General features: G+C 57.2%; 7 protein-coding genes. 5 read left to right on the forward strand and 2 right to left on the reverse strand.

The annotated features are described in order from the left end of the window. The first annotated feature begins 176 nt into the window (after positions 1–176). The 5 genes from L0H65_RS11185 to L0H65_RS11205 are packed head-to-tail and all read left to right on the forward strand — an operon-like array spanning position 177 to position 5536. A complete protein-coding gene (locus L0H65_RS11185) occupies positions 177–1055 on the forward strand; it encodes a carbohydrate ABC transporter permease (RefSeq protein ID WP_301459053.1) in 879 nt (292 codons plus the stop codon). Further along, positions 1052–1891 carry a carbohydrate ABC transporter permease gene (locus L0H65_RS11190; protein ID WP_301459055.1) on the forward strand — a complete coding sequence of 280 codons (840 nt, stop codon included), beginning with the start codon at positions 1052–1054 and terminating at the stop codon, positions 1889–1891. The genes L0H65_RS11185 and L0H65_RS11190 overlap by 4 nt, the downstream gene beginning before the upstream one ends. Next, complete coding sequence (locus L0H65_RS11195) at positions 1888–2949, forward strand: DUF4432 family protein (protein ID WP_301459056.1); 1062 nt, start codon at positions 1888–1890, stop codon at positions 2947–2949. Before L0H65_RS11190 ends, L0H65_RS11195 begins: the two co-directional genes overlap by 4 nt. Positions 2950–2951: 2 nt before the next feature. Beyond that, positions 2952–4496, forward strand: a complete 1545-nt coding sequence (locus L0H65_RS11200) for a sulfatase (protein ID WP_301459058.1) — start codon at positions 2952–2954, stop codon at positions 4494–4496. Next, positions 4484–5536 (forward strand): ABC transporter ATP-binding protein, encoded by a 1053-nt coding sequence (locus L0H65_RS11205; RefSeq protein WP_301459060.1) that lies wholly within the window; start codon positions 4484–4486, stop codon positions 5534–5536. The genes L0H65_RS11200 and L0H65_RS11205 overlap by 13 nt, the downstream gene beginning before the upstream one ends. A 16-nt stretch (positions 5537–5552) precedes the next feature. On the opposite strand, the gene L0H65_RS11210 is transcribed toward L0H65_RS11205, so the two are convergent. Both L0H65_RS11210 and L0H65_RS11215 read right to left on the reverse strand, forming a co-directional pair. After that, positions 5553–5693, reverse strand: a complete 141-nt coding sequence (locus L0H65_RS11210) for an SUMF1/EgtB/PvdO family nonheme iron enzyme (protein ID WP_301459062.1) — start codon at positions 5691–5693, stop codon at positions 5553–5555. 77 nt (positions 5694–5770) lie between these two features. Next, a partial coding sequence (locus L0H65_RS11215; protein ID WP_301459063.1) for an OmpA family protein occupies positions 5771–7302 on the reverse strand: 1532 nt, incomplete at its 5' end.

Raw genomic sequence — 7302 nt, forward strand, 5'->3', positions numbered from 1 at the left:
GCCGCTGACGTTCAAAATATCATGGTGCCCGCAGGCTACAAAACCGGCCGCCTGCCTGATCTTAAAAACTTATCCACCTTTTGGTCGGTGGTGCCGGGCCCCACCGACCAATTCGATCGGCCAATGGCTGTTACCCAACCTTATTATCCAATCCTGTGATTTTGGTGGTCAATCCTATGGCGCAATCAAACAATCGACAGGCGGCCAAGTTTCTTTCGCTTGCTCCGGCCCTGTTGTTTCTGATCCTGTTGTCAGCCCTGCCGCTTTTCAACCTGATAGCCCTCAGCTTCGCCGAGGTGACTTGGACGGGCGGCGAATCCCATTGGCAATGGGTTGGTTTTGACAATTACAAAGCCCTTGCTTCGGACGCCTTGTTCAAGGCGGGCATTCTGAACACGATCATTCTGGTGATCACCGCAACATCGGCGCAGGTTTGCATTGGCTTGATGCTGGCGCTGGCCTGTTCCCGTTTGGGTGCCAGATCACGCGCCTACCGCACCCTGTTCCTGTTGCCCATCCTTATTCCCGGCATCATCATCGGCGCGATTTGGCGCTTGATGTATAATTCCCAATTCGGCGTAGTGAATCAAATCCTTGGCCTAGTCGGCTTGGGGCCGGTCGATTGGCTTGGTTCATCTTCGCTGGCACTGATGTCGGTCATTATTGTCGATATCTGGCATTGGGTGCCGTTTTCCTTCCTGTTGCTTCTGGCCGCGGTTGAGGCGCTGCCAAAAGACGTGTCAGAAGCGGCACAAATCGACGGTGCCAGCAAATGGCAAGAGTTTCGCCGCGTCTCGCTTCCGCTGCTCTGGCCCGCGATTTTCACCACATTCGTGTTCCGCGCCATCATCGCATTCAAAGTCTTTGATGAGGTGTATCTGCTGACGGGCGGCGGCCCTGGCACCTCAACCGAAGTGATCAGCTTTACGATCTATCAGCGGTTCTTCGTGCAGGACAATCCGGGCTACGGATCGGCCATGTCAGTCACCGTGATCTTCATCATCGCGACAGTCATCGGCGTCGCGATGACACGTCAGAGGAGCCGCAGCCAATGAGCACGCAATCAAAACACGCGCTGTCGGTTGATCGAACCTTACTTGCGTTTCTGTTTCTGGCGGCGGTTCTGACGCTTGGGCCATTCCTTTGGATCGCCCTTGCATCGTTCAAAACCCAAATCGCCTTGTTGATGGGGACAACTAAATTCACCCCCGTCACGATGAACTATGACGAGGTGCTGTTCGGCAATACCTCGCTTTTTGCCCGCAACTTCCTCAACTCCATCATCGTCGCGTCAATCAGCACGCTGGCGGCAATGACGATTGGGTTTCTTGCAGGCTATTCCTTGCTGCGTCTGCGCTGGCCGGCGTGGGTTGTGAACCTGTTTTTGCTTTGGGCTGTTGTGTTCAACTTGGTGCCCCCCGTCACGCTGGCAGGCGCATGGTATGAGCTGTTTCGCGGTGTCGGGCTGAACAATGATACCGTCGCCTTGATCTTGGCGCATACGACCCTGCACTTGCCGATGTCGCTTTGGCTCTTGTCGTCGTTTCTGCGCGAAATCCCGAAAGAGCTCGAAGAAGCCGCCTTTATCGACGGCGCGGGATTTGTCAAAACCCTGTGGCGCGTTGTAATCCCGATCATGATGCCGGGTTTGGTTTCCACCGGTATTCTGGTCTTTATCTTCAGCTGGAATGAATTTCCGGTCGCCCTGGCGCTGACCAACAACACCTCGGCCACGGTTCCGGTGGGCATCGCCAAATTCGCGCAGGAAAATGAGATCAAATACACCCAGATGGCAGCGGCTTCGGTCCTTTCGGCCATTCCCGCGCTTCTGGCCCTGCTGTTCGGTCAGCGCTTTATCGTCAAAGGTTTGACGGCCGGGGCGGTGAAATGACCGCACCCAACACCATTTCAGCGCTGCGCCAAAAATACGGTGCATTGGGGGCCTATGCCGATATCCGTCTGGTCACATTAGGCGACGGCGCCGAACGCGGCGTGCGCGTGTTGGAACTGCGCACAGGCGGCGGCTTAGAGGCAGAGATCATTGTCGATCGCACGTTTGACATCGGGCGGCTTGCGCTAAATGGCACAACGCTGTCATGGCACACGCCCGCCGGATATCGCAGCGCGGCCCATATCGACCCTCATGCTGAAGGCGGGCAGGGGTGGTTGACGGGCATGTCCGGCTTTCTGGGCACCTGCGGGTTTGACCATATCCGCCAACCTGAATCCGAGGCGGCACTTCATGCCCCGCTGCACCCGACCAAGGCCATCGCCTACCCGCTGCACGGGGCAGGGGCGCATCAGCCTGCAAAGCTCATCGGCTATGGCATTGATGAGGACGCAGACGAACCGCTGCTCTGGGCGACGGGCGAAATCACCCAATCCATGATGTTGCGCGGCACGCTGCGCTTGCAGCGCCGGATTGAGGCACCACTTGGCGGCACCAGCCTGACCATCCGCGACAAGGTGAGAAACATCGGCCCGACACCGATGCCGAGCATGATGCTGTATCACATGAACCTCGGCTACCCGATGGTTGGTGCCGCGACAGTGGTGTCAATGGACCGCGCCACCGAGGTTTGGCGCGGCAATGAACATGACCCCCTCTCCGCGATGGGACCAGCGCCCAAAGGCCCGGTTTCCGAATTGTCGGTGCATCGTTTGGCGTCTGAAAACGGCATGGCACAGTGCCACATTCACAACCCGCAAAACGGCCTTGCCCTGCACATCTCCTATTCCACCGATACGTTGCCCTATTTGCAACTGCTGCGGGTGCGCGGCTTTGGTGCCAATCTTATTGGTATTGAGCCATGCTCAACCGCAGCACGGTCGCGGCAAGCCGCTCGTGCAGCCGATGAAATGCCAATTCTTGAACCCGGCGAGACCCGCATTTTCACCGTGAAAATCGCTGCCGACGCCTTAACCCCCCGCATGGAGGTGACTGGATAGCCATGCGTGCAATCTTTGTCCTTTTTGACACTCTGAACCGTCACTATCTGGAACCTTACGGCGCCGATTTGATGAAAACCCCAAATTTCCAACGACTTGCAGAAAAGTCGGTGCGGTTTGATACGCATTATGTTGGCAGCCTGCCCTGTATGCCCGCGCGCCGCGATTTGCAGACCGGGCGGCTGACCTTCATGCACCGCAGTTGGGGGCCGCTGGAACCGTTTGATACCGCGATGACCGAAGTGATGAAAAAGCAGGGCATCTATAGCCATCTGATTACCGACCATTATCATTATCTGGAGGTTGGCGGCGCAGGCTATCAAAACACCTTTACCAGTTTTGAATTCCGGCGCGGTCAAGAAGGTGATGTGTGGAAAGCGCATGTTGCCCCTGATCTGGACAGGTATCGCAAAGAATATCACCCCGACCAGTTCAGCGATAAGCTCGGCGATCTGCCGCTGCACTATATGATCAATCGCGATTACATCCGAGAGGAGGCCGATTTTTCATCGGTGAAATGCTTTGATCTTGGCTGTGAGTTTCTGGAAACCAACAAGGATGCCGACAACTGGTTCCTGCAAATCGAAACCTTCGACCCGCATGAACCTTTCCACGCACCCGAACGCTTGCGCGCCCAGTTTCCCACCGATTATGACGGCCCCATCCGCGACTGGCCACCCTATGCGCGCGTCACGCAAGGCGATACAGAGGCGGCGGAACTGCGTGCCAATTACATGGCGTTACTGGCGCATTGCGACGAACAAATGGGCCGATTGCTCGACCGTATGGATGCTCTCGATCTGTGGAAAGATACGATGCTGGTCGTGTCTACCGATCACGGCTATCTGACGGGTGAGCATGATTGGTGGGCCAAAAACAAGATGCCCGCCTATCAGGAAATCGCCCATATCCCGCTGTTCATCCACCACCCCGATCACGCAGATGCGGCGGGCGGGTCGCGTGACGCGCTCAGCCAGACCCCCGATCTGATGCCAACTTTCCTGGAGGCATTCGGCTGCGACATTCCCGAAAGCGTTCGGGGAAAATCGCTGTTGCCTGTGTTGCGCGATGCCAAAACCCAGAACCATGAAAGCGTGATCTTTGGCTATTTTGGCGGTGCGATAAACGTGACCGATGGCCGCTACACTTATTTCCGCTATCCGGAAAACCTGCTGGACCAGACGCTTTTCCAATACACCTTGCTGCCAAGTCACATGCGCCAGTATTTCATCCGCGATGAGATGAAACAGGCCACACTTGTCACCAATCTGGACTATGCAGAGGGCTACCCGGTCATGCGCATTCCGGTCATCGCGCAGTCGCCCTGGTATAGCTCGCATGGGCCAGCAGCCATGGTGGGCAGCGAGACTTTGCTGTTCGATATCACCACAGATGCGCTACAGGAAAATCCGCTGGCGGATGACGGCTTGCACCAAGCCATGGCGGCAAAACTCATGCGCGAAATGCAACGCCACAACGCCCCGCCCGAAGCCTTTGCGCGCCTTAACCTATCCCCGGATGCGGAGACCTCATCATGGCAAAACTGACCGTTGAAAACCTGACAAAATCTTTCGGTGCGGTAAAGATCCTGCATGGTTTGAACGCCGATATCGCGGATGGAGAGTTTATTGCTGTCCTCGGTGAAAGCGGCTGCGGCAAATCCACCTTTCTGCGCATCATCGCGGGGTTGGAAGATGCGACCAGCGGTGCCATCACCATCGACGGCAAGAACGTCACCGAACAAGGCCCGCGCGATCGTGACATTGCGATGGTGTTCCAATCCTACGCGCTTTACCCGCATATGACGGTGAAACAGAACATAGATTTCCCGTTGGAACTGATGGGTCTGGACAAGGCAGAACGTGAACGGCGCATTGCTGATACCGCCGAACTGCTGAACCTGACACCTTATCTCGACCGCAAACCGCGCGATCTGTCGGGCGGCCAGCGCCAGCGCGTTGCCATGGGGCGGGCCATTGTGCGCGAACCCAAGGTGTTCTTGTTCGATGAACCGCTGTCAAATCTGGATGCAAAACTGCGCGTGCAGATGCGCAGCGAAATCCGTAACCTGCAACAACGCCTGCATGTCACCGCGATTTATGTGACACATGATCAGGTTGAAGCGCTGACCATGGCCGACCGCGTGATGTTGATGAACGGCGGCCGGATTGAACAATTCGCCCCACCGTTGGAACTATATGATCGCCCGGCCAGCGTTTTTGTCGCGAGTTTTGTTGGCACGCCACCGATGAACCTTGTCGATGGGCAGATGAAAGCGGGCACCGGCATCGCCGCTTTGGACACGGTTTTCCCCTATGACGCGCCAACGTCGCAGGACGTAACACTGGGCTTCCGGCCCGAACATGTCCGGATTGCAACTGCGCAGGATGCGCATTTCAGCGGCAAACTGCTGTCAACCGAAAATACCGGCGACCGTCTTAATCTGGTATTGCTTGTTGCAGGCCAAGAAGTGCGGGTCAGCCTGAATGAGCGGCATGACCTGACGCCGGGTGATATCGTCGCGTGCAGGGTTCTGGATGACCATATCCACCTGTTTGACCGCAGCACAGGCGCAAGGATCAACTGATCGCACCGCGAACAGGCTATTCAGGCCAGACAACCCTGAACCCTTGATGCGGCGTCGCGCTGTCGGGGGAGGCGCCGGAGCGTGAGGCAATGCGGTAACGGTAGCAATAGCTGCGATGGCACAGACGTGCCCCGCCTTTCGACAGCGTCTTGCCCATACGTCAGCGCTCGGGAGTTTGAGCGATCAAGCAAAAGAGAGTCCGGGCAGGCAACAAATACCTGCCCGAAGGCGCGCCTAAAGCAAAGGCGTAATGATCCGCACGGCGGCTCGGCGATTGCGCTGTTCATCGGCTTGGGTGTCGATCAGCAGCTCGCTTTCCCCATAGCCCTGCACCACCATATTTTCCGGCGGTATCTCAAAATACTCCGTCATGGCGAGCGCCACTGTCTCAGCCCGTCGATCCGACAAGGCAAGGTTCATCGCAGCTTTGCCGGTCGCATCGGTATGACCTTCGATCAGGAACACTTCATCTGGATTGCCTTTCAGAATGCTCCGCATCGTTGTTCCCAAATCAGACAGCGCATTGATTTCACTTGTTGAAAGCGCCGACGACCCGGATGCAAAGGTAATATTGTCCACGTCAATCATCGCGGCAAGATGGCGTACCTGCGGTATTTCGCGGACCTGACGCAAGCTGAAGGTCCGACCAATGGATTCAATTCGCCGTTGGGCCAATGCGGCTTTTAGCGCGGCATCTCCGTCCTGTGCCGAGATAACGATGGGCCGATTTCTGGGCTTGGGCAGCTTTGACACAACAATCGGTTGCTCACGCTCAAGATCGTCTATCAAAAGCCGCTCATTGCCCTGGCTGTCGTAATGGGCGCGTTGCAGTACACGACCGGTAGCATTGCGGATTGTGACAATCTGAGAGCCATCGGGACGGTCAATGATCGTGCGCGTGGAACCGTCTTTATAGGTTTCCGTGCGCAGCGTATTGCCCGGACGCCGCAACAGCGCATCATCGTCCTTATAGATCTGATAGGTTCCATCCGGTTGCAACACTACAACCCGGTCACCCGTATTTGAGACGACCTGTTGCTGCTGTTCGGCCGCCGCCGTAGCCTTGTTGCTATTCAGGATCGTGCCTACGGCAAGCGCCCCAAGAACCACCAGCCCGGCCTTTTCCAAGTCGGAAAGTTTGTTTTTCTTGCCCGGTGCCACCACCTGCGGCGCTGCGGCAAATTCTTCGGTTGCGCGGCGGGTTGACTCCTCGGTCAACGTCTCGGAAGTTGCAGTTACCGCATCGGGCGAAGGTGCCCCGTCGACGGGCTTTGCGCCACTGTCCGCGGAAGCAAGAGGCTGCGCAGTTTCCGAAGTGCCTGCGTCCGCGTTGGTCGTGTCTGCTCCGACAAGCAAGTTGGACAGCGTTTTCACCTCCTCTTCCGACACTTCCGGTGCCGCGACCGGGACTGCGGCCGGATCTATAACTTCTTTGGCCGTTTTCAGACCGGACGAAGGGTCCGTGATCGAGCCATCGACTTTGACATCCAATTCAGCTTTGGCGTTGGCCCGCGCTTCGGCCGTTGCGGCAACATCACCCGAATCCCCTGCCGGTGCGACTGCAGCAGGTGCGGTGTCAGCCTTGGCTTTGGCGTCAGCCTCATCGGCGGCGGCTTCGGCATCAGCCTTGGCTTTGGCGTCTGCCTCAGCGGCGGCAGCTTCGGTGTCAGCCTTGGCTTTGGCGTCTGCCTCAGCGGCGGCAGCTTCGGTGTCAGCCTTGGCTTTGGCGTCTGCCTCAGCGGCGGCAGCTTCGGTGTCAGCCTTGG

The sequence above is a fragment of the Pseudorhodobacter sp. genome, assembly GCF_030452865.1.
In the GTDB taxonomy this organism is placed as follows: Bacteria; Pseudomonadota; Alphaproteobacteria; order Rhodobacterales; family Rhodobacteraceae; genus Pseudorhodobacter.

Bases quoted from the DNA above. Each gene is read 5' to 3' on its own strand.
- L0H65_RS11185 (WP_301459053.1), top strand. From the start codon at position 177: ATGGCGCAATCAAACAATCGACAGGCGGCCAAGTTTCTTTCGCTTGCT.
- L0H65_RS11190 (WP_301459055.1), top strand. From the start codon at position 1,052: ATGAGCACGCAATCAAAACACGCGCTGTCGGTTGATCGAACCTTACTT.
- L0H65_RS11195 (WP_301459056.1), top strand. From the start codon at position 1,888: ATGACCGCACCCAACACCATTTCAGCGCTGCGCCAAAAATACGGTGCA.
- L0H65_RS11200 (WP_301459058.1), top strand. From the start codon at position 2,952: ATGCGTGCAATCTTTGTCCTTTTTGACACTCTGAACCGTCACTATCTG.
- L0H65_RS11205 (WP_301459060.1), top strand. From the start codon at position 4,484: ATGGCAAAACTGACCGTTGAAAACCTGACAAAATCTTTCGGTGCGGTA.
- L0H65_RS11210 (WP_301459062.1), bottom strand. From the start codon at position 5,693: ATGGGCAAGACGCTGTCGAAAGGCGGGGCACGTCTGTGCCATCGCAGC.